Consider the following 22947-nt stretch of genomic DNA (forward strand, 5'->3'; position numbering starts at 1 on the left):
GCTGGCGCGCTGTGGTGGTTGCATGCGCGCTTCGTGGCGATGGACTGATGCCGGCAGTAATGAATGCCGTGATGGGAGCAGCGTTTGCCGAGACTCGCCCAGGTGCTTGTGTTTGCGTGCTGCCTGCTGCGGTGTGCAGCGATGCAGGCACAGGTCGACCTTGTGGCATTGCACGGCAAGGTGTGGACCGAGAACCCGGCGCAGCCCGAGGCGCAGGCGATTGCCGTGCAGGCGCACCGGATTGTGGCCGTGGGGAGTGATGCGGAGATCGCTGCGCTCGCGGGGCGCGGCACAAAGATTCTTGACCTGGCGGGCAAGCGGGTTGTGCCAGCGTTCAACGATGCGCACGTGCACTTCTTCTGGGGTGGCCAGGGGCTTGCAAGCGTGCAACTGGCGGACGCGCACAGCCGGCAGGAGTTTGTCGATCGCGTGGCGGCGTATGCGCGGACGAGGCCTGCGGGTGAGTGGATCGTGGACGGCAACTGGGACGAGCAGAAATGGTCGCCGGTTGAGCTGCCATCACACGCGTGGATCGATGCGGTGACGCCGAACAACCCGGTGTGGGTCCAGCGCTCGGACGGGCACATGATGCTGGCGAATGCGCTGGCGATGAAGCTCGCGGGTGTGACTAGGAATACGCCGGACGTGCCGGGTGGAACGATCGGGCGGGACCGGGACGGCAACCCCACGGGGATCTTCAAGGACGCCGCGAAGGACCTGGTGGAGCGTGTGATCCCGGCGCCGACCGATGCGCAGGTGGATGCTGCGCTGCTGGCAGCGCAGCGGTACGCATTGCAGAACGGCGTGTGCAGCGTGCAGGACATGGGCTTTACGGGCGCGCATGCCGCCGACCTGCAGGCGCTGGTGGTGCGTGGCTACCAGCGGTTGATTGCGCAAGGAAGATGGAAGGTGCGCGTGTCGGCGCGCTTTCCTCTCGATGAAGGGGCACGGCTGCGGGCGCTTGGCATTGCTACCAACTTCGGCGATGACACGCTGGTGATTGGATCGCTGAAGGCGTTCGCCGACGGATCGCTGGGTTCGGCGACCGCGTGGTTCATGGAGCCGTTTGATGACCAGCCCGGGAACGCAGGCCAGCCGACGGAGCAGCTGGCGCACCCGGAAGCATTTTTCGCGAAGCTGCAGGCTGCTGACCGCGCGGGCAATGCAATCGCCACGCATGCGATTGGGGACCTCGCGAACAAGACCATCCTTGACCTGTATGCGCGGCTCGAGCAGGAGGACGGGCCGGCGGATCGTCGGTTGCGGATCGAGCATGCGCAGCACCTGCGTCCGGAGGATATCCCGCGCTTTGCGCAACTGCATGTGATTGCTTCGGTGCAGCCGTACCACGCGATTGATGACGGCCGCTGGGCCGAGACGCGCATTGGACACAAGCGCGCAGCCACGACCTATGCGTTCCGTTCCCTGCTGGATGCGGGTGCGACGCTGGCGCTTGGCTCGGACTGGTTTGTGGCGCCGATGAACCCGATGGAGACGATCTATGCCGCGACGACGCGTCGGACGCTCGACGGCAAGCATCCGGAGGGCTGGTTTCCGGAGCAGCGGCTGACGGTGGAACAGGCGGTGCATGCCTACACGGTGGGCTCGGCGTATGCCGAGAGCCAGGAGGCTCGGAAAGGCAGCCTGGCGCCCGGGAAGCTGGCTGACTTTGTTGTGCTTTCGGATGACATCTTCCACCTGGACCCAGTGGCGATTGAGCATGTGCGGATTGTGAGCACTGTGATTGGAGGCGAGCTGATGACGCCGTGACCGCGGGTGCTTTGCTGCTGCGTTCTTTCGTTGCGGCCTGGGCTGGCCGCCGAACTGGTCTGCTGATCTTCGAAAAAAGAACAAAGGGAGTGACACATGCGGTTTGTTTGCCTTGCGCAGGGGCGGCGGGAAGATGTGGCCGGACGGCAACGACGGATAAGGTGCGGCACTGTGCAGTCGGCTGCAGGCCTCGTGCTGAGCGCGGCGTTGTGGACGATGGGGGCCTGCGCGCAGACCGCGGCGAAGCAGGTGATGCAGCCGGCTGACCTGGTGAACCTGCGCACGGTAGCGGAGCCGCGCATCTCGCCGGATGGACGCCGGGTCGCGTACACCGTGCTGACGCCCGCTGCCTCGAGCATGCCGCGCAACGAGCACATCTGGCTGGTGGATACGGATCGGCCGATGTCGCAGCGACCGTTCGTGGCGAGCAGCGGCGTGGATACGGCGCCGGCATGGTCGCCGGATGGGAAGCACCTTGCCTTTCTTTCAAACCGGCCGAATCCCCTTACGCAGGCGGGATCGCCGTTCCGCTTCAAGCTGGCGAGCGGCAAGTATCCGGCGGACATTCCGTTGACGCTTGTGGCAGCGGAGAACGTGACTGCGCCGGCGGCGGCACCGGGCCCGAAGGCCGCACCCGCGGACCCGAAGGCGGCGCCTCCCGCGACGCCCCTGAAGGCGGAAGCCGCGCCCGAGGCTGAACCGAAGGACATGCAGCTCTGGTGGATTGCGATGGATGGGGGCGAAGCGGAGCCGCTGACAAACCTGCCGGGCGGCGTGCGCTCGTTTCGGTGGTCCAAGGACGGGCAGCAGATTGCGTTTGTACGGAAGGATGCAGCGAGCGAGGACGAACGCGGCCGCGTGCAGCGCAAGGACGATCGCGAGATCGTCGATCACGAGTACCACTATGACCGGCTGTGGGTACTGGATGTCGCCGAGCGGCAGGCGCGGCTGCTGACGCGTTCGGACCAGAATGTCGATGCGATTGACTGGTCCCCTGACGGCAGGAGTATCGTGGCGCGCGTCTCGCCGTCGCCTCGCTTGGATGATTACTGGCGAGTATCCAAGGTGATGATCTTCGACGCGACCACGGGCGCACAGGTGAGCGTGATCGAGCCGAGATCGGGCTACCAGCAGCCGTTGTACGCGAGAGATGGAGCGCGCGTCGCATTCTCGCGCTTCAGTGCGCGTGGCATCACCGATGAGCACTACGTGCGCGAGCTGGCGAGCGGGAAAGAGCTTCGGCTGGAGGACCTGGTCAAGGGAACAGTTTCCGAGGTGCGGTGGCTGCCGGAGAACCTGCTGCTCGTGAGCAGTTATGTGGGCGCGCACACCGAGGCGCATGTTGTCGATGTTGCGAAGCACACGGCGCGGGTTGTGCCTGCGCTGCCTGTGTCCGCGCTGGAGCTGGATGCGAGCCTGGACGGAAAGACGTTCAGCTTTGTGAGTGAGACCGCGACGCAGCCGGGCGAGATCTCGGTGTGGGCGCGTGACAAGGCCGAGGTGCTGACGAGCACCAACCCGCAGGTGCAGGGCTGGGCGCTGGGTGCGGAACGCGAGGTGCAATGGGCGAACCCGAAGGATGGCACGACCGTGTATGGAGTATTGTCGTTGCCGCCGGACTACACGCCGGGCCGTGCGTACAAGACGGTGATCCACCTGCATGGTGGGCCGGAGGAAGCCTTCACTGTCGGCTTCAACGCGACCTGGTATAACTACGCCGCGCTGCTTGCTTCGTGGGGCTACGTGGTCTTGCAGCCGAACTATCGCGGATCGGCGGGACAAGCGATCGCGTTTACCGAAGGCAACTACCGCGATTGGGGCGGTGGCGACTTTGACGACGTGATGGCCGGGGTGGACTGGCTGGTGAAGCAAGGCATTGCCGACCCTAATCAGATGGCAATCGCAGGGTGGAGTTACGGCGGCTATCTGACGAGCTGGGCCGTGACGCACACTGATCGCTTCAAGGCGGCGATGGCAGGCGCACCCATCACTGATGTGCTCAGCATGGCGACCACGACGGATATCGCGCCAAGCTACCTGGACAGCTACCTTGGGCCATTGACGGGGCAGATGGCGGAGTATGACCGGCACTCCCCTGTTCGCTCAGCGGAGGCCTGCCATACGCCGTTGCTGATTCTGCAGGGCGATGCGGACGTGCGCGTTCCGCTCTTGCAGGGGTCGGAACTGTACCATGCGTTGCGCTTCTTCTCGCGGGAGACAGAGATGGTTACTTACCCGAGAGAGCCGCATATTTTTGGTGAGCGCGAACACCAGATCGACAGCCTTACACGCGAGCTGGCGTGGTTTGCGCAGCACTTATCGGCAGAGTCAAAGGCTTCCACGCGCTAGGTGAGGCTTCTGGTTGCAACGATTCTTGTGCCAACGGTTGTGGCTTTTAGGCTGCTGCGCTACATTGAGCTGCGAGTATGCGGGAGGTTATTGATGGGATTGATGACGGTCAAGGATGGCACGCAGATTTATTACAAGGACTGGGGCACGGGGCGGCCGCTGGTTTTTCACCACGGCTGGCCTTTGTGTTCGGATGACTGGGATGCGCAGTTGATGTTCTTCCTGGAGCGTGGTTTCCGCGTGATTGCGCACGATCGCCGGGGGCATGGCCGCTCGACGCAGACTGCCACGGGCAACGAGATGAACACGTACGCGGCGGATGTGGATGAGCTCGCGGCAAAGCTCGACCTGAAAGAGGCGGTGCACATCGGGCACTCCACGGGCGGTGGCGAAGTGGCGCGCTACGTGGCGCGGGCAAAGCCGGGCCGCGTGGCGAAAGCAGTATTGATCAGCGCGGTGCCGCCGGTGATGGTGCAGTCCGACACGAACCCGGGGGGTACGCCGATCGCCGTGTTCGACAACATTCGGGAGCAGACCAAGAACCATCGCTCACAGTTTTACAAGGACCTGTCGCTGCCGTTCTACGGCTACAACCGGCCTGGGGCCGAGGCAGCGCAGGGTGTGCGCGACAACTGGTGGCGCCAGGGGATGATCGGCGGGATCAAGGCGCAGTACGACTGCATCGCGGCGTTCTCGGAGACGGACTTTACGGAAGACCTGAAGCAGATTGAAGTGCCGACGCTGGTGATGCATGGTGAGGACGACCAGATCGTACCCTTCGCCAATGCCGGGCCGCTTTCAGCGAAGCTGCTGAAGCAGGCCACGACCAGGTTCTACCCGGGGTTTCCGCACGGAATGCCCACAACGCACGCGGCGCAGATCAATGCCGATCTGCTGGAGTTTATCCAGGCGTAACGCCGGCGGCAGCAAGAGCGCAGGTGTGGCTTCCCTGCTGCCCCGGTCATTGCAGGGGTGGCACACGCGCCGCAGAGAGACTGCGGCGCGTGCGCGCGGCGAAGGCTGCTAGACGCCGTAGAGACGCTTCAGTTCAGAGCGATAGGTGGCGCGTGCCTCCGAGTAGAGCGGGCGCAGTTCGGCGCGGGGAGCGGTGGTGCTGCTTTGCTCCACTTCGACCCAGCGATCTGTGATCTCCGTCATGGACACAGGATGTCCCTGGGCGAGGCTCCAGGCGTGGAAGGCCTGGATGGCCGCGCCGAGGCAGCCGGCTTCTTCCTCGCGCGGCACCTGCACGGTGGCGCCGGTGATGTCGGCGAGCATCTGCCGCCAGGCGATGGAGCGCGACCCTCCACCGATGACCAGGATGCGGTCGGGTTGCGCGCCTTGAAGGATCAGGTCCAGCCCGTCGAGCACCCCGAAGCTGACGCCCTCGATCACGGCGCGGACCAGGTGGTGCGGGGTAAAGTTGGTGCTGGAGAGCCCGGCGATAGTGCCGCGCGCGGAAGGCAGGTCGGGGGTGCGTTCTCCATTCAGAAACGGGATGAAGACGAGGCCGTCCGCGCCGGGTTCGGTTGCGGCGAGCGATGCTTCGATTTCGCGCACATCCTTGCCGAGCACCTTGAGCGTTTGTGTCACAACGTTGGTTGCATTCATGGTGCACACAAGCGGGAGCCAGCCGCCCGAGGAAGAGCAAAAGGGCGCAACCTCTTCCCTGCCGTTGATAAGCGGTTCGGTCTGGTAGGAGTAGACGGTGGACGAGGTGCCCAGGCTGAGCGTGACCACCCCGGCCTGCACGTTGCCGGTACCAATTGCGCCCATCATGTTGTCGCCACCGCCGGTGGAGACCTGGCAGCCCGGGGCGATGCCCAACTCCTGCGCGACCTCGGGCAGCACCAGGCCGAGCAGCTCGTCGGGACCAAACAGCGGCGGCAGCGCGGCAGCGAGCTGGCCCGACCCGCCGTCGATGGCGGCCAGCACGTCGAGAGCCCAGGTGCGGGAGCGCACGTCGAAAAAGGCAGTTCCCGAAGCGTCGCCGAACTCCGCGGCCATACGCCCGGTGAGCCAGAAGTTGAGGTACTCGTGGGGCAGCAGGATGTGCCGGATGCGGGCGAAGCTGGAGGGCTCGTGCCGGCGCAGCCACAGGAGCTTGGAGGCGGTGTAGCCGGTGCGGGAGACGATGCCGAACCGCTCGGCGCAGGCGGCGCGGCCGCCCAGCATGGCGATCAACTCCTCGTTCTCTGCCGCAGTTTCGGTGTCGTTCCAGAGCTTGGCCGGGCGGATGACCTTGTTGTGCTCGTCGAGGACGACGAGCCCGTGCTGCTGCCCGGAGACGCCGAGCGCCAGCACGGGCCCATTGGCCGTGCCAAGCGCCTGTTTGACCGAGGTGATGAGGGCGTCTACCCACCACTGAGGCTCCTGCTCGCGTGCGCCGGATGCCCGCTCGATGAGGTTGTGCGCGGCGTAGCCGCGACCGATGGGGGATCCCTGATCGGACAGGAGAAGAGCCTTGGTGCCCTGGGTGCCGCAGTCGATGCCGAGAAACATGGATACCTTTCGGATTTGGAGCAGAGCGTATGGCGCGAACAAACGGGATGGCCGGGGCGCGGCTGTTCCCATGAGATTGCCGGGCAGGAGACAGTCAGCCGTCCTCGCGGGGAGCGTCCGGTGGCCGCTGAATCAGAACCATACTACCGCAGCTTCTGCCTTGTTCCAGGCGATGGTCACGAGCAGTGAAACGGCTCCGCTCGGCAGGTGAGGGTGCTCCAGAACCCTTGGCACTTTTAGGCGCAGAAACGAGTTTACGAGGGCTACCTCGCTGCCGAGTCGTGAATCCTAGACCCATGCGCTATGTCCTCGCACTTGATCAAGGCACGACCAGTTCCCGCGCGATCCTGTTTGACCATGCCGGCAAGATCGCCGGTGTTGCCCAGCACGAATTCCGACAGATCTTTCCTGACACCGGCTGGGTAGAGCATGATCCCTTCGACATTCTTACCTCGCAGCTGACCGCGGCGGTGGAGGTGATGACGCGAGCCGGTGTACGCCCGCGGGACGTGGCGTCGCTCGGCATCACCAACCAGCGCGAGACCACGATCGTGTGGGACCGGGAGACGGGCAAACCGGTGTACAACGCGATCGTGTGGCAGGATCGACGCGGTGCGCCGCTGTGCCGGAAGCTGATCGAGGACGGATTGGAGACGACGGTCCGAGAGAAGACCGGCCTGGTAGTAGACCCGTACTTCTCCGCCACCAAGATTGCCTGGATTCTCGAGAACGTGGCGGGAGCGAGGGCAAGCGCCGAGCAGGGGAAGCTTGCATTTGGCACTGTGGACAGCTGGCTGGTATGGAACCTGACCAGCGGCAAACAGCACCTGACGGATCGCACCAATGCGAGCCGCACGATGCTGTACAACATCGTCGAGGATCGTTGGGATGATGAGCTGCTCAAAATCCTGAACATACCCGCGAGCATGATGCCCGCGGTGCACTGGTCGAGCGAGCCGATGGGCCAGGTGACGACCTCGCTGGGGCTGGGCGAGATTGAGATCGCAGGTATCGCGGGCGACCAGCAGGCGGCGTTGTTCGGCCAGCTGTGTGTTGCCCCGGGAGATGCCAAGAACACCTACGGGACTGGTTGCTTCCTGCTGCAGAACATTGGCACGACCTTCACGCTCTCGAAGGAGCGGCTGATTACAACGTTGTGCTGCAGCCCGAGCAAGCAGCTTGAGTATGCGCTGGAGGGTAGCATTTTTGTGGGCGGCGCGGTGGTGCAGTGGCTGCGGGACAACATGCGCTTCTTCAAGGAGTCGCCGGATGTGGAGGCGATTGCAGCCGGGGTGGAGAATGCGGGCAGCGTGGTTTTCGTGCCGGCATTTACCGGGCTGGGTGCGCCACACTGGGACCCGTATGCAAGTGGTCTGATTATCGGGCTGGAGCGCGGCACGGAGATTGGGCATATTGCGCGCGCCGCGCTGGAGAGCATCGCGTTCCAGGTGGCCGATGTGCTTTACGCGATGAATAACGACACTCGGGAGCCATTTCGCGAACTGCGCGTGGATGGGGGCGCGACGGGCAACGACATGCTGATGCAGTTCCAGGCGGACCTGTTGCAACTTCCCGTGCGTCGCCCCGCGGTGCTTGAAACTACAGCACTGGGCGCGGCGTACCTGGCTGGGCTTGCGGTCGGCTTCTGGAGCAGCACGGATGAGATAGCGCAGGTACGCGACGAGGACACCGTGTTTACACCGAAGGCGACCCCACAGGAGATGCAGCGACGTACGACCAGGTGGAAGGAGGCAGTGAAGCGCGCCGGAGGATGGAACCGAGTGGGCGGACCGGCCGCCCCGGAGCAGAAGGCTTAAGCGGGAACACTCTGCAGCAGGGGGACAGGAGCCTGGGAACGGCAAGCAGTGATATGGTGGGCAGCACGTGGTTGGCTCGTGCTGCGCGGTAGCCATCCGCAAGTAAGTGGGCGTGTGGTGAAGGCGAGCGCGTCGGCGGTGCGATCACTGTTGCAACGTACAGGGCGTGCCGAACTCCATAGGCTGGCCACCGAATGGAAAGGGCAGGATGCTGCGGTCTCCGATGCTGGGCGAGTTTATGGGCACCTTCATCATGATGGTGCTTGGCGATGGTGTGGTGGCCGGCGTGCTGCTGAAGCGCAGCAAGGCAGAGAACGCAGGATGGCTCACGGTGTGCACGGCGTGGGCGTTCGCGGTGCTGTGCGGGATCTTTACTTCTCTGCTGTTTGGAAGCAAGGACGCGCACCTGAACCCGACCATCACTCTGGCGTTTGCGATTGAGACCGGCAGCTTTGCAAAGCTCCTGCCGTATGCGGTGGCGCAGATTGCCGGGGCGTTCTGTGGCGCGGTGGTGGTGTGGCTTGCCTACCTGCCGCACTGGGCGCTGACCGAGGATGCCGAGGCGAAGCGAGGCGTGTTCTGCACCATCCCGGCGGTGCGCAACTACCCGGCCAACGTGCTCGCGGAGGCGATCGCTACGTTTGTGCTCATCCTTGTTGCGGGTGCGATCAGCTCCAAGCTGGTGCTGGCGAGTGGAGCTCCGGCAGGGCTCGGACCGTACCTGGTGAGCTGCGTGGTGTGGGCGATCGGGCTTTCGCTGGGCGGGACCACGGGCTATGCCATCAACCCTGCTCGCGATCTTGGTCCACGGCTTGCCCACGCGATCCTGCCGATCGCGGGCAAGGCCGGTTCGGACTGGGCGTATGCGTGGGTGCCGATTGTGGGGCCGGTGATCGGCGCAAGCTGTGGCGGGCTGGTGCTCCACCTGCTGGGCGCGGGCAATTAGGCGCTGAGCGCGTAGAGATTTTGCCGTGGTGCCGTGATGGTGCTTGCTGGTATGTGGCGACGCAAGAAATTCGAGCCCAACGTCACAGCGCGCCGGCTTTCTCAAGATCTTTCTTCATGCCCTGCCAGCTTCGCTCGGATGAGCTCTCCGGGCTCTTCCCATCCTTCCAGTGCGTTTCGAGTACCACCCCATTCGCGTAACCGATCTGCTTGAGGGCTCGGAACTGTGCAGCCCAGTCAATGTAGCCGACATCCACTGGCGACCACACGATCTTGCCTGTGCTGTCTTTTACGGCATTTTTGACGTGGCAGTGATGGATGCGGTCTTTGGGGATGGCGTTCCAGCCGCCAGGAAAGGCATCGAGTTCGCCGCGCATCACCGCGTTGCCAGGGTCCCAGTTGAGGGCGAGGTTGCGCGAGGTGACCCCAGCGAGCGTTGCCCCAGCCTCGCGGCCGGTGCCGGTGTTGCAGGCAAACTCATTTTCGAGCACAAGCAGGATCCCCTGCCGGCGCGCGGTCTCGGCAGCCTCGGTCAGCTTCTGGTTGATCGCTGCACGAAAAGGCGCGACGTCATCGAGGCGCCAGAAGTCAAAGCAGCGCACCTTGTCGGTGTTGAACTGCCTTGCCAGCGAGATGGAACGCTGGAGCACTTCGTCCTGCTGTTTGAATGTCGCCGCGGCTGCGCCGTGCAGGTCGCCCCCTTCGGCATAGCGGCTTGGTGGGGCGCCCGGCCAGTTCACTTTGAAGAGTGGACTGCTGATATCTGTCACCGACAGCCCATACTTGGCGATGACCTTGCGGGCCTCAGCTATCTGCGCGTCGGAAATGGTCTGCAAGTTTTTGCCCCATACCTCGCGCAATTCCACGAAGCGCAGGTTCCACTCCTTCGCGATGACATAGCAGGCATGGTCCAGATCCTGCGAGATTTCGTCCGAGATGACACCGACCTTGAAGGAAGAGGCGGCCGCCCAGCTTCTCCGCTGGGCGAGAAGCATCGCGCTGGCACCGGCCGCAGACTGCAGGAATCGGCGGCGGGAATGGGATGTGATCATGAAACCTCCTTGAAGTTAGGGGCAAGTTTGTGCGAGCGCTGCATGCCTTGCGAGATACCTGCGCGTGGGCAGCTGGTCGGCGCCTCGTGTTTCCTGAGACGGCGCACAACCGCCGGCGGACGCATGCAGGTGTTACACGGCCTGGGCTTTGTGTGTCGGGTAGCCCATGCCCGCAAGCACGCCGCGCATGTACGCGAAGCTGCTGATGACGCCGGGCATCGGATCGTCCGGGTGGACCTCGTACTCAAGGTCGACAAAGCCATCGTATTTAGCAGCGATGAGTGCTTCGAAGATCCGCCTGATCGGCAGGTTGCCCTGGCCCACGGCGACCTGGCTTTCCTTCTGGGTGAAGTCTGTGAGGTCCTTGGCGTGGATGTTGAAGAGGCGCGGGCCGGCAGCCTGGATCGCGTCCACAACATCTGTCCCGGCGCGCACGCAGTGGCCGATATCGATACAGCAGCCCATACGTGGATCCATGGTGTTCACGGCCTTGAGCACGTCGAGGGGAGAGCGCCAGATCGCGTCCTCGGGGCCGTGGTTATGAATGGCGAAGCGGATGTTGTACTGCTTCACGAAGCGCTCGATACGCGGCAGGCTGGCAGGGGTTGGATCGCCGGCCACGATCACCCGAACGCCGGCACGGCGGGCGTACTCGAACTTCGCGCGGATGTCGTCGTCTTCATCCTTGGGAAAGTACACTGCGCCGATGGCGTGCAGCGCGATCCCGTTGGCCGCGTAGTCCGCCACGGCGGCTGCTTCCTGCGCGAAGTCGAGCGGCAGGTGGTCTTTCGCGTCCTTGGGATTGAGCGCGGTGATCTGCAACTGCTGCATGGAGGCAATCAACTGTGCCCGGGTAAAGTTGCGAAAGGTGTAACTCGCCAGGCCGAGCTTGATGGGCGGCTCACCCGTGAGCGCCGGTCGCGGACCGGGCGACGTGGCGGCCTGCACAGCGGGCGCGCACATGACGGTGTTCGGCAGTGAGGCAGCTGCCGAACACAGCAAAGCATTGCGGAGAAACGTACGACGTGAGGCGGGGATGCTCATTGCGGGCTGGCTCCGTGTTCTGATCGGTGGCAGTGGCCGTTAGCCTTTGGGCGCCCAGCCCTGTTCGTAGGCGCGTCCCCAACCCTTCATTGCTTCCGGGTCGTCGAGGATATGCCCACCCGCGGGATTAAGCTTCAGCTCGCGACTTACCTCCCAGGCGATGTTGGAAAGCTGCAGCATGGTGACGGCGACATTGCCTACCTCGATCGGCGCGTTGAGCTTGGTGCCGCGCTGGATACCGGCGATGAAGTTTGCGAAGTGTGCATCGGTCATGCTGTCTGCACCGACCAGGTCGGTGGAGGAGGTCTGGCTGCCGGCCTTTGCTTCGCTGACCTTGGTGCCCTTGAGGTCATAGACTTCGTAGCCATCGCGGTCCACGATGACGGTGCCCGTGGTGCCCACGATCTCCGAGCCACGGTCGCGGCCGTAGTACTTCATTCCGTTGCAACACTTGCCTTCCCACGCGATCATCGCGTTGGGGTAGGTGAAGCTCGTAGTGAGCGTGTCATAGAACTGCCAGTCATCTTTGAACTGGTAGCGGCCGCCCTGCGCGGTGACGCGCGCGGGGTAATCGACACCGAGAACCCAGCGACACACGTCGACCTCGTGCGTGCCGTTGTTGAGCGATTCGCCGGTGCCGTACTTGCGGAACCAGTGCCAGTTATACGGCTGAATATTGTCGGTATATTGCTGGCGTGGTGCCGGACCCTGCCACAGATCCCAATCAAGCGTTGCTGGCACAGGCGCAGGCTTGCCGTAGCCGATCGATTTGCGCACGTTGGAGTACCAGGCCTTGGCGAAGTAGGCGTTGCCGATCAGGCCGTTGTGGATCTTGTCTGCCACCTCCATGGTGTGCGGCGACGAGCGCTGCTGCGTGCCCATCTGTACCAGTTTGCCGTACCTGCGCTGCGCCGCAATCAGCATGGCGCCTTCGGCCGGGTTGTGGCTGCACGGCTTCTCGACGTACACGTGCTTGCCTGCCTCGAGCGCCAGGATGGCCATGGGCGTGTGCCAGTGGTCGGGGGTGGCGATGGTGACCGCGTCGACCTCTTTCAGGGCAAGTACCTTGCGGAAGTCCTGTTCGAATGCAACAGGCTCGCCCATCGCTTTGCGGGTTTCGCCGGCGAACTTCGACAGGATGGTGGTGTCCACGTCGCAGACGTGCGAGATGCGCGCCTTGTCCTTGTTGGCCGCGAGCGAGGACAGATGCGCGTAGGCGCGCGAGTTGAGGCCGATCACCGCGAAGTTCAAACGGTCGTTCGCGCCCAGGATCCTGGCGTAGGATTTGGCACTTCCAAACGCAACTGCGGCAGCACTGATCGAAGCCGCATCCAGAAACTCTCTTCGTGTGATCATCTCGTTTTCCTCGGCGACACTGTACAGGATGCCGGCCACGCTGCGGTGGCGGAAGCTGCATGGATCGCGCTCGGCGTTGAGAATAACACCCGGCAATTACGCCTGGCGAACAGCGACCGCGATGCGCAATCCTCCGTTGCCGCGCGGCGCGCCGGCCCCAGCGAAGCGCGCGTGACGGTGTAGTCTGATCCGGAATGCTGATTCGGCGCCGTGGGTCGATCGTTCGCGATATCAGGAGAGTTGTTGGCGTGGCCACGGTGCTGCTTGCAGTGCTTGCACCAGGGCAGGCGCAGTGTGCATCGCAGAGGCTCTACACCTTTGAGCACCCGGCCATGGCAACGGTCTTCCGTCTCTCGCTGTACAGCGCCGACGCCGCACGTGCCGCCGAGGTCTCCTCCGAAGTCTTCGACGAGGTGGATCGCGTGGAGCAGTTGCTCTCGAATTATCGGGAGTCGAGCGAACTTTCCCGGTTAAACCAGGAGGCCGTCAAGGCGCCGGTCACCACGGATCCCGAGATGATGGATTTCCTCGTGCAGTCCGCGCACTGGAGCGAGGTGAGCGACGGAGCCTTCGATATCACCGTTGGCAAGCTCATGAAGGCCTGGGGGTTTTACCGGCACCAGGGCCATGTTCCGCCGGCTGCCGAGCTTGACCAACTCCGGACCGAGACCGGCTGGCGCAAAGTACAGCTCGATGCTGCGCGCCGCATGGTGCGCTTCACCGCACCCGGGGTGGAACTCGACCCGGGCGGCATAGGCAAGGGCTTTGCCGTGGATGCCGCTGTGCGCGTGTTGCGAGCAGACCAGGTGCGGGCCGCGCTGCTCTCGGCCGGCAGCAGTACCTTGTTTGCGCTGGGGGCTCCGCCTCATCGGCGAGGATGGCGCATCGTGGTGCCGGGGCCACTTCCACGGAATGGCACGCTGTCTATGGTCACGCTGCGTGATGAGTCGCTTTCAAGCGCCGACTGCAGCCAGAAGAACTTTGTCCTGGACGGCCACCTATACTGCCACATCATGAACCCACGCACGCTGCGGCCTGTGGAGGGTCGCATCCAGGTCAGCGTGATCCACCCGTCGGCCACGGCCAGCGATGCGTTGTCCAACGTGGCCTTTGTGCTGGCACCAGAGCAGACCGTGCGCACGCTGGCCGGGTACGCGCCGCAGGCGAGCGCGCTGATCGTCTCCGTGGATGGGTCGCGCCCGAGCTGCGCCGTGTTCCGCTGGCGTGCGCCAGTGGATCACGCGCACTGCGAGCAGGCTATGCCCCTGATGCACTAAGCTTTTCCGGAGGCCTTTGTACGCGTATGAACCGTCGCGATTTTATTGAAGCTGCATCTCTCACTGCGCTGGCATCGTCACCGGTGGCGCGCGCCGCTGCCCCGGCTGCGAAGCCACTCCGCCTGGGCGTGATCGGCGCGGGCAGCCGCGGGCAGGAAGACATGCGCCAGTTCCTGCGGGTGCCCGGCGTTTCCATCTCCGCGATCTGCGACATCTATCCGTCGCGCACCGAGCAGGTGCGGCAACTGGTGGGGCACGATGTGCCCGCGACCACGAGTTATGCGGAGCTGCTCTCGCGCCACGATGTGGACGCCGTACTGATCGCATCGCCCGTGGGCTGCCATGCCGAGCACATCATCGCGGCTGCGCGCAGTGGACGACCGATCTTTGGTGAGAAGGCGCTTGGCTTCACGGTGGAGCAGAACCACAATATCGTCGATGAAGTCGAGCGCGCGGGCGTTCTCTTCCAGATCGGGCATGAGTATCGCTATGCGTCGTGGGTGAAGGAATCGGTGCGGCGGATTCAGCATGGAGACATCGGCAAGCCAACGCATATCTACGCCTACTGGAATCGCAACAATGACTGGCGGCGCGCCGTGCCCTCGCCTGACCCCGGGCGCAAGCTGGAGCACCTGATCAACTGGCGGTTGTACCGTGATACTTCCGGCGGCCTCGGCACGGAGCTCGGCTCGCACCACATCGACATCGCGAACTGGATCTTCGGGGAGCAGCCGGAAAGCGTGCTCGGCACAAGCAGTGTTTGTGTGTACCACGATGGCCGCACCGTGGGAGACAATGTCCAGCTGGTGTTTAACTACTCGCAGGGTCGCCGGCTGATGTTTTCTTCGTTGACGGACAATGCGAAAAACGGCAACGAGCTGTGGGTTTATGGCACCGAAGGCAGCGCACAGATCACTATCGAAGACGCAACGTTTTACTACGAGAAAAAGCTGTCGAACCAGCCGACTGCCGATAAGCCCACAAGCAAAACGATCGTGGAGCGCGGCGTGGTCACGGGCGCTTCGTACTCAACGGGCGGCGAGATGCCGTACCGCGGCGTGGGCGAGCGTGTGAATACGGGCTCGAGCAGCGACCCAACGCTGGAGTCGATTCGTTCGTTTGTGGAGGCGGTGCGCGGCGAGCATGCTGTTGTGGCGGATCTGCACGTGGGATTCCGTTCCGGCATTGCCTGCTCAGTCGCGCATGATGCCGTATTTGCGGAGCAGCGGATGTCGATCCCGCAGTATCGCGGCAATGGCGGCGCTGAAGCAAAGACCACCTGAGCCGGCATGGCATTGCCGCCGCATAGCGGGCTGTCCAGAGCGCCATGTAGACCATTCGGGTCATGCGGGGTCGTAAGCGCAAAGCGTAGTCTTGCTGCAACCCCGGAGGATGTTCGTGTCTATTTTCGAGCGCCGCGATCCCAGTCGCCGCCAGTTCTTGAAACAGGTTGGCCTTGCCGGCGTTGCATGTTCGCTGCCCGATGCGGCTCCACTGCTGGCCCGAGCAGCCACGCTCCCAGGTGGGGATGCGACTCCTGGCGGTTCCGGGTTTAGTCCCGGGGCGTTTGTGGCGTTGCCCCTCGGTGCGGTCCGGCCGAAGGGGTGGCTGCAGGATCAGCTCCGGATCCAGGCCGGCGGACTGAGCGGACACCTGGACGAGACCTGGCCCGATGTAGGCCCGAACAGCGGTTGGCTGGGCCACGCGGGAGAGAGCTGGGAGCGTGGTCCGTATTACCTGGACGGACTGGTGCCGCTGGCCTACCTGCTCGATGACAAGGGGCTGCAGCAGAAGGCGCAGCGCTATCTTGACTGGACGCTTGGCTCGCAGACGCCAAGCGGAATGTTTGGCCCCACCAGCAACGACGACTGGTGGCCACGCATGGTCATGCTCAAGGTGCTTACGCAGTACGCAGAGGCGACCGGGGACCCACGGGTGGTGCCTTTCATGGAGCGCTACTTCCGGTACCAGTTGAGCGAGCTGCCGCAGAGGCCGCTGCGGGATTGGGGCCGCTTTCGATGGCAGGACGAGGCTCTGTGCGTGGCGTGGCTATATGAGCGGACGCGCAACCCGAGGCTGCTGGAGCTTGCGCACCTGCTTCATGCGCAGGGGTATGCATGGACCGCCGAGTTCGAGAACTTCCAGTACACCGAACGAACGACTGCCGAGAAGGTGGGCCTTGGGCCGGGCGGCAACGGCCTGAATGAAAAGGCGCTGGCAACGCACGGCGTCAACAATGGCCAGGCGATCAAGACGGGACCCGTGTGGTCACTATTTTCCGGGTCCGCGGCGGACCGCGGGGCCGCGGCAGCGATGGTGCGAGCGCTGGACCGGTATCACGGTTTGCCGAATGGCATGTTCTCGTGCGACGAACACCTGGCCGGGCCGAATCCTTCACAGGGGTCGGAGTTGTGCACGGTGGTGGAGACGATGTTTTCGCTCGAGACATCGCTGGCGATCGTGGGAGATCCGGCGCTGGGCGATCGGCTGGAGAAGCTTGCGTTCAACGCGCTGCCGGGCACGCTCACCGATGACATGTGGGCGCACCAGTACAACCAGCAGCCGAACCAGGTGGAGTGCAGCCTGCATCGCGAACCGTGGACCACGGATGGGCCGGAGTCAAACCTGTTTGGACTGGAACCGAACTTCGGCTGCTGCACCGCAAACTATCACCAGGGCTGGCCGAAGTTCACGGCGTCGCTGTGGATGGGGTCAGGGAAAACTGCTGCGGCAGGCGCGGCCTCGCTGGACGGCTTAGACGGCTTGGCTGGCCTGGTCGCGACTGCTTACGCGCCTTGCGAAGTGCACACTGTGGTGCGTGGTGTGCCGATTCACGTTGTGGAGGAGACGAGTTACCCGTTCCAGGGCAACGTGTTGCTGCGGGTTGCTCCCGTGACGCCGGTACGTTTCCCGCTAGAGCTCAGGATCCCGGGGTGGGCTGCGGGCACGACGATCCAGGTGAACGGCCACGCGGTGGCGGCTCCGCAGCAAGGCACCTTCTGCAGGATCGATCGCGTGTGGCAGGAGGGCGACGAGGTACGCATGGTGTTTCCCATGCAGCCGCGTATATCGCGCTGGTTCCATGACTCTGTGGCAGTGGAGCGGGGTCCGCTGGTGTTCTCTTACGGCATCGGCGAGGACTGGTTGAAGCTGCGGGACCGTGGGCTGACCGCCGACTGGCAGGTGTATCCCATGACCCAGTGGAACTATGCGCTTGTGCTGGACCCAGAGGCGCCCGCGCACGGCATCACGGAGACGATTGGTGCGACGGGGGCTGTGCCGTTCGCGCGGAAAGATACCGCCGTGACGCTGCGTGTGCCGGCCAGGAAGGTGCCGGCGTGGCGGGCGGAAGAAGGAGTCGCCGGACCCGTTCCGCTGAGCCCGGTAAAGGCGGACGGTCCGGTCGAGTCGGTGTTGCTGATTCCGTATGCGGCGGCAAAGCTGCGCATCACTGCTTTCCCCGTGGCGGAAAACAAGGGCTGACAGCAGTGCGCGTGGCTGTCCATACTTTTGCAGGTTGAGCATGCCGAGACGCCCGGGAGTGAACAACAGAGCAACGATGCGGGTCGCGGGTCGTGGCTGGAGTCGCGCGGCATGGTGGCTGTTTCTGCTGCTGATGCCGTTTGTCTCGGCGCGTGCGCAGGTCGCCGGGAGTGCTGCTGACTCCCCTGCCGTGTCTCTCGACCGTCTGCAAGAAGGCGACGCAGCAGGCGCGCTCGCTGCTGCGCAGCGCGCCTTGCGGAGTGCGCCGCGCGATTGCCGCCTGCTGTCACTCCAGGGAGTAGCGCTCAACACGCTGGCGCGCCGGCAGGAGGCACTGGCCAGCTTCGACGCTGCCCTTGCGGTCTGCCCGAACTCGTTGCCGGCGCTGGAGGGCGCAGCCGAGATCGAGTTTGCCCGCGGGCAGGAGGCTGCTGCGCCGCTGCTGTTGCGCATTCTCGCGGTCCGCCCCGACGATGCCACGACCCACGCGATGCTGGCGACGACACAGGGGCGGGAGGGCGAGTGCGGCAACGCGCTGGTCCACTTCGAGCGTGCTCGCGTGCTCTTCCCTGCGCAGCCCGCGCTGCTGCTCGACTATGGAAGCTGCCTGGCGCGACTGGAGGAGTGGCCCGAGGCGGAAGTGGTCTTTGCACAGTTGCAAACGGAGCAGCCGTCGAGCGAAGCAACGTACGACCTTGCTGTTGCCCAGTGGAAGGCGGGCGAGGCGAAGCAGGCGCTGACTACGCTCGAGCCGTTGCTTGGTGCCGGGGCTGACGAGCGCTCGCTGGTGCTGGGCAGCAGCATCGCCGAAGCAGCGAGCGATACGCCGCGTGCCGTGGCACTGCTGCGGACGGCGATCGTGCTGGAGCCGGACCGGGTGGACAACTACCTCGCGTTTGCGCGGCTGGCGGATGCGCATCAGTCCGCGCAGGTCGGGATCGACATGATCAACGCGGGGCTGACGCGACTGCCGAAGGCAGCGCCGCTCTTTGTGAGCCGTGGTGTGCTGCATGTGCAGATGTCGCAGTTCGCAGAAGCCGAAGCAGACTTTGCGCATGCGCATCAACTGGACCCGCAGCTTTCGCTCGCAATGGACGCGGTGGGAATCCTGGAAACGCAGAGGCATGAGAATGCAGCGTCGCTTGCGCTATTTCGAGAGCAGGCGAAGCTGCACCCACAGGATGCGCTGCTTGCGTACCTGTTGGCCGAGGCGCTGTCGGAGGCGGACGGTGGAGACACTGCGGAGGCAATCGCACAAGCTACCAAGGCATGTGCGCTGGAGCCAGACAACCAGCAGGCGCTTGACCTGCTGGCGAAGCTTTACCTGCGCGCCGATCAGCCGGCCCTGGCGCTGGAGCAGGCCGAGCGGGCGTTGAAGCGGGATCCGAATGACAGCCTTGCGATCTATGCAGAGATTCGCAGCAGGCACAAGCTGGGCGATGAGGCGGCTGTGCCTGGATTGCTGAAGCGACTGGAGCTGGCGAAGAAGACCGAGCTCGCACGTGACCAGGAGTCGAGTCGCTACCGGTTTACGGAGACGAAGTAGTGGGCTGTGGGTTGAATGATCCTGGCTGCGTGCGGGCGATAGGCCGAGAGGCATGCGGCCGGGGCGTTGGGTTTTGTGAACCCATAGCTTGAGTGCGAGCCATGGGGCACCCGGCTGTGTGATTGGTCCTGCGGGAAGGCTTTGGCGGTGATGGGTGTGGTGCGTGACAGGCGCGTGACGGGTGGAGGTTGCTTGCTCATGTAGCAGAGGGGCAAGCAACCGGGTGATAAACGCGGGGTGCGCAACGACTTACGGACTTAGACCTGAATGCAACCAGAATGCGATTGGCCGCAGTGGCTGTTTGGGTGAAGGGCCTAGAACGTGAGCCGTGCGCCCAGCAGCAAGTTGCGTGCCGGGTAGGCGCTTGGACTCTGGCCGAAGCCGCCGTCCTGGAGATTGGTGTCGAGGCCGGGCTGGGTGGTGAGGCCGGCCCCGGTGGTGACGCTGGAGTTGGAGTTCACAAGGTTGACGCGGTTGAAGATGTTGAAGGTGTCGATGCGCAGCTCGAGCGACACTCCTTCCCAGATCTGCGTGTTCTTCTTCAGGGTGATGTCGGTGTCGGCATAGCCTGCGTTGCGAAATTGATTGGGTCGCTCGTTCCCTTCCGTGCCGAAGGCAGGCAGGGTGAAGTTGCCGCAGGGCAGGACGCCACCCGAGCAGGAACCGAACAGGCCGCCATTTTTTGGCAGGTAGGCACTGCGATTGTGGGGCTGCCTGTACGAGGTCACATTGGGGTAATCGTTGTTGTTGCCGTCTGCGTTGAAGTCGCCACTGCCGGCTAGGTAGGCGAGGTTCGCTGGTGCCGGTCCATGCGCCGGGTCGATCTCCTGCGCGGCAAATGGAGCGCCGGTGTAGACGCTAAAGGGCTGTCCGGACTGGAGTACCGTCAGGCCGGCAAGCGTCCAGCCATTCGCCACGTGTCTTGCAAACCCGTTTGCAAGCCGAGGCGTGGGCAGCTCGTAAGACACACCGAGCGAAAGCCGGTTGGGAATGTCATAAGGCGAAGCAGCGTAGAAGTTGTAGAACGGGAAGGCGACGGGATACACCTGCCAGTTGTCTTCGGAACGCGAGTGCGTGTAAGACGCCGTGAGGAAGCCGGAGCGCGCGAAGCGACCGCGCGTCGACACGACGAGCCCGCTGTAGTTGCCGATTGCCCCGTTGAAGGCGTAGTTGATACTTCCGAAGCTCGTGTTGAGGCGTGTTTGCACGCCGCTGCAGGTGTTGGTGGTGGCGTTCTCCGTGCAGTTGATGTGCTGGATGAGGTCTCCGCGATAAGCGTTCACGTCGTTGCCGTAGGCGGTGTTGCTGGTGTTGCCGCCGCCGATGACCAGGTTGCCCGAGTGTGAGCCGACATAGCCAACGCTGACCACGAAATCGCGCGTGAGCTGCCGGTCGATGGCAAGGCTGAAGTTGAGGGTGAAGGGACTGGCGAGGTTCTCGTCCACTCCACCGACGGCGATCTGAGAGCCTGCGAGGCCACCCTTGGCGTTGAGCGGTGTGCCCCCGAATGCGGGGTACTGAAAACCGAATGGGTACGTGTTCTGCGTGCCCGTGCTGAAGATGGGCGCGGAGGTGGAGCCATTGTTAAAGAAGGTCGGCGTCACGAAGGACGGAGGGTTGCCGCTGAGGCCATTCTCTGAGTTCCCCAGCGTGAAGTAGTCGTGGTAGAGGCCGATGCCGCCATGCACGAGCCACTTCGATGCTTCATCGGGTGAGTAGGCGAAGCCTCCGCGTGGGCTGAATACCCAGTTCAGATCGTGGTTGTACACGTGTCCCTGCTGTGTCATGACGCCGTTTGCGACTTGTTCAGGGAAGCTCGAGCCGCTGCCGAGATGGAAGTTGGCGAGGGTGGTGCCGGACTTGGCGTAGGCGTTTCCGAAGTTGTCGTACCGGATGCCGTAGTTCACGGTGAGCTTGCGGCTCGCTTTCCAGGTGTCTTCTGCAAAGGCACCGCCCGTAGTTTGCTGGTAGCCGTAGTTATGCGCCTTGGGCTGGCCGGTGACGGGGTCGTAGGTCAGGCCGCTTTCCGAGTAGATGTCGTTGTTGATGAGGTCGATCATGTTGCTGTACTGCAGGCTAGGCTGTGCGTAGGCGGCCGCGAAGTTCGCGATGTCGTCGCCGTGCCAGCCCTCGTAGCCGACGCGCAGATCGTGCGCGCTGTGAATGTGCGAGAGCACGTCGCGCCAGTGATAGCTGTGCTGCACGTAGTCTCCCAGCGCGAACCCGTCGCCGAGGCCGACGCCTAGGCCAGTCACGTTCACAACCGGCACATTGAACAACCCGGTCGAGGGAGCGAAGCCCTCGATGCGGTTGTAGCCGGCGAAGGCCTCGTTGAGCGTGCTTGAGGAGAAGGTGTGTGTCTCGTTTCCCTGTAGGGAAAAGGTGTAGTACTTATCCGTTTCAGCAAAGGCCGGCCGAACCGAGGGTGCGCCGGTGTTGATGGTGTCGCGATAGAACAGGCCGTAGACGCGATCCTTGGCGAAGGTCTTGTCGACGCGTACGTTGTACTGATTTGAGTTGTTGGAGCTGCTGTTGTTGAAGTTGCCCTGGTCGAAGACCGGCGTGGAGCACGGGATGTTGTCGGTGCTGGGCGTCCCGCAGCCGGTGTTTGCCGCGAGGTTCTGCGCGCCGAATGCCTGGGTTGCCGTCTGGAGCACGTTGCGGAAGCTGGCATTGGTGGGCTTGTAGGTGTTGAGCAGTGCGACGGTCGGACTGTTGGGCGCAACCACATTCGCGAAGGCGGTAAACGCGGGGTCCTCGTACGTCTGAAGCGATGCGCCGGTGGAGAGGATGGCGCGGTATGGTTCGTACCCGGCGAAGAAGAAAAACTGGTGCTTCGGAATGACGGGGCCGCCCACTCCGAAGGACAGGTTGTTGGTGTGGTAGGGCGAGACGTCGGTACCAGCGGGAACGCCAAACTCGCCGCGTGCGAACAACCCCTGGTAGGTATAGAACTCACTGGCAAACCCGTGGAACTGGTTTGTTCCGGAGCGCGTTGTCATCAGTGTCTCGATGGAACTGGCGCGGCCATAGTCCACGGTGTAGGTGTTGGTCTGCACGGTGGCTTCCTGCACGGTGTCAGCGTTGGGCGTCAGGTTTACCACGCCGGGGCGGATGCTGCTGGTGACGTCAAGACCGTCGACGACATACAGGTTGCCGTTGGAGCCGCGGCCATTGGCGCTCGCGTCGACGGAGTTCTCCGGGTTGAAGTTGGTTGCGTTGCCGGCGCCGATGCCGGTCACGCCCGGTGTGAGTGTGATCAGCGACAAGGGATTGCGTGCCGGCAGGGGCAGCGAACTCATCGCTGCCCGGTCGAGGGTGAGCTGGTTGCGGGTGTCGGAGGTGTCGAGTAATGGTTGCTGCTCGGTGACCTGCACCTGCGTCGTGGTCTGCCCGATGTGCAGAGTGACGGGCACATTCTCGTTTTCGCCGGTGGTGAGCGTAACGGCCACAGTGACTGCCGAGAACCCGGCTGCCGTAGCCGATACCTGGTAGCTCCCGGGGGCCAGGCTGTTGAAGCGGTAGACGCCCGAGGCGTCAGCCCTGGATGCCTGGCTTACTTTTGTCTCGGTGTTGATCAGAGTCACGGCGGCATCGGGGACGGAAGCGCCGGAAGAGTCCTGCACCGTGCCCTGAAGACTGCTGTTGAACTGTGCCCAGCTGGTAGCCGCGATCCCAAGGCACAACACCAAGACGATGAAACAACGGACCAGCAAACGATGCATTCCAAGCCTCCACGAGACGGAGCCGGTCGAGCGCGCTGAGCAGCAGCGACGCGGCTTGCCTAAAACGTGAGCATCCTAGCA

Annotated in this window: 14 protein-coding genes; 9 read left to right on the forward strand and 5 right to left on the reverse strand. The window is 63.7% G+C overall.

Translation table 11 applies throughout. From position 1 onward, the window contains the following. Nucleotides 1–84 precede the first annotated feature (84 nt). From D1Y84_RS15850 to D1Y84_RS15860, 3 genes are all read left to right on the forward strand, one after another. On the forward strand, nucleotides 85–1770 hold the full coding sequence (locus D1Y84_RS15850; protein ID WP_233581473.1) for an amidohydrolase: 1686 nt from the start codon (nucleotides 85–87) through the stop codon (nucleotides 1768–1770). Nucleotides 1771–1941: 171 nt separating this feature from the next. Continuing rightward, entirely contained in the window at nucleotides 1942–4119 is a 2178-nt protein-coding gene (locus D1Y84_RS15855) for a S9 family peptidase (RefSeq protein WP_158615517.1), read from the forward strand. Nucleotides 4120–4212: 93 nt separating this feature from the next. Continuing rightward, complete coding sequence (locus tag D1Y84_RS15860; protein ID WP_124849555.1) at nucleotides 4213–5034, forward strand: alpha/beta fold hydrolase; 822 nt, start codon at nucleotides 4213–4215, stop codon at nucleotides 5032–5034. Nucleotides 5035–5142: 108 nt separating this feature from the next. Here D1Y84_RS15860 and xylB read toward each other — a convergent pair whose 3' ends face one another. Beyond that, the gene (gene xylB, locus D1Y84_RS15865) at nucleotides 5143–6621 is read right to left on the reverse strand and encodes a xylulokinase (RefSeq protein ID WP_124849556.1); all 1479 of its coding nucleotides are present in this window, start codon (nucleotides 6619–6621) and stop codon (nucleotides 5143–5145) included. 296 nt (nucleotides 6622–6917) lie between these two features. Between xylB and glpK the strand changes: the two genes are divergently transcribed. Continuing rightward, complete coding sequence (glpK, locus tag D1Y84_RS15870) at nucleotides 6918–8438, forward strand: glycerol kinase GlpK (RefSeq protein WP_124849557.1); 1521 nt, start codon at nucleotides 6918–6920, stop codon at nucleotides 8436–8438. 208 nt (nucleotides 8439–8646) lie between these two features. Next, complete coding sequence (locus tag D1Y84_RS15875) at nucleotides 8647–9384, forward strand: MIP/aquaporin family protein (protein WP_199726428.1); 738 nt, start codon at nucleotides 8647–8649, stop codon at nucleotides 9382–9384. Between the two features lie 82 nt (nucleotides 9385–9466). Here D1Y84_RS15875 and D1Y84_RS15880 read toward each other — a convergent pair whose 3' ends face one another. From D1Y84_RS15880 to D1Y84_RS15890, 3 genes are all read right to left on the reverse strand, one after another. Further along, nucleotides 9467–10435, reverse strand: coding sequence for a sugar phosphate isomerase/epimerase (locus D1Y84_RS15880; RefSeq protein WP_233581474.1), 969 nt, complete (start codon nucleotides 10433–10435; stop codon nucleotides 9467–9469). Between the two features lie 132 nt (nucleotides 10436–10567). Continuing rightward, complete coding sequence (locus tag D1Y84_RS15885; RefSeq protein WP_124849558.1) at nucleotides 10568–11479, reverse strand: sugar phosphate isomerase/epimerase; 912 nt, start codon at nucleotides 11477–11479, stop codon at nucleotides 10568–10570. A 39-nt stretch (nucleotides 11480–11518) separates the two neighbouring features. Beyond that, the gene (locus tag D1Y84_RS15890; protein WP_124849559.1) at nucleotides 11519–12835 is read right to left on the reverse strand and encodes a Gfo/Idh/MocA family protein; all 1317 of its coding nucleotides are present in this window, start codon (nucleotides 12833–12835) and stop codon (nucleotides 11519–11521) included. Between the two features lie 248 nt (nucleotides 12836–13083). Here D1Y84_RS15890 and D1Y84_RS15895 point away from each other — a divergent pair, with 248 nt between their 5' ends. The 4 genes from D1Y84_RS15895 (at nucleotide 13084) to D1Y84_RS15910 (ending at nucleotide 19141) form a co-directional block, all read left to right on the forward strand. Beyond that, on the forward strand, nucleotides 13084–14112 hold the full coding sequence (locus tag D1Y84_RS15895) for an FAD:protein FMN transferase (RefSeq protein WP_233581475.1): 1029 nt from the start codon (nucleotides 13084–13086) through the stop codon (nucleotides 14110–14112). A gap of 26 nt (nucleotides 14113–14138) precedes the next feature. Continuing rightward, entirely contained in the window at nucleotides 14139–15395 is a 1257-nt protein-coding gene (locus D1Y84_RS15900; protein ID WP_124849561.1) for a Gfo/Idh/MocA family protein, read from the forward strand. A 115-nt stretch (nucleotides 15396–15510) separates the two neighbouring features. Then, nucleotides 15511–17595, forward strand: coding sequence for a beta-L-arabinofuranosidase domain-containing protein (locus tag D1Y84_RS15905; RefSeq protein WP_233581476.1), 2085 nt, complete (start codon nucleotides 15511–15513; stop codon nucleotides 17593–17595). 58 nt (nucleotides 17596–17653) lie between these two features. Next, nucleotides 17654–19141, forward strand: a complete 1488-nt coding sequence (locus D1Y84_RS15910) for a tetratricopeptide repeat protein (protein ID WP_158615518.1) — start codon at nucleotides 17654–17656, stop codon at nucleotides 19139–19141. A gap of 314 nt (nucleotides 19142–19455) precedes the next feature. Here the strand turns inward: D1Y84_RS15910 and D1Y84_RS15915 are convergent, their stop codons facing one another. After that, on the reverse strand, nucleotides 19456–22866 hold the full coding sequence (locus D1Y84_RS15915) for a carboxypeptidase regulatory-like domain-containing protein (RefSeq protein WP_124849564.1): 3411 nt from the start codon (nucleotides 22864–22866) through the stop codon (nucleotides 19456–19458). Nucleotides 22867–22947 lie beyond the last annotated feature (81 nt).

The sequence above is a fragment of the Acidipila sp. EB88 genome, from assembly GCF_003858395.1.
GTDB lineage: Bacteria > Acidobacteriota > Terriglobia > Terriglobales > Acidobacteriaceae > EB88.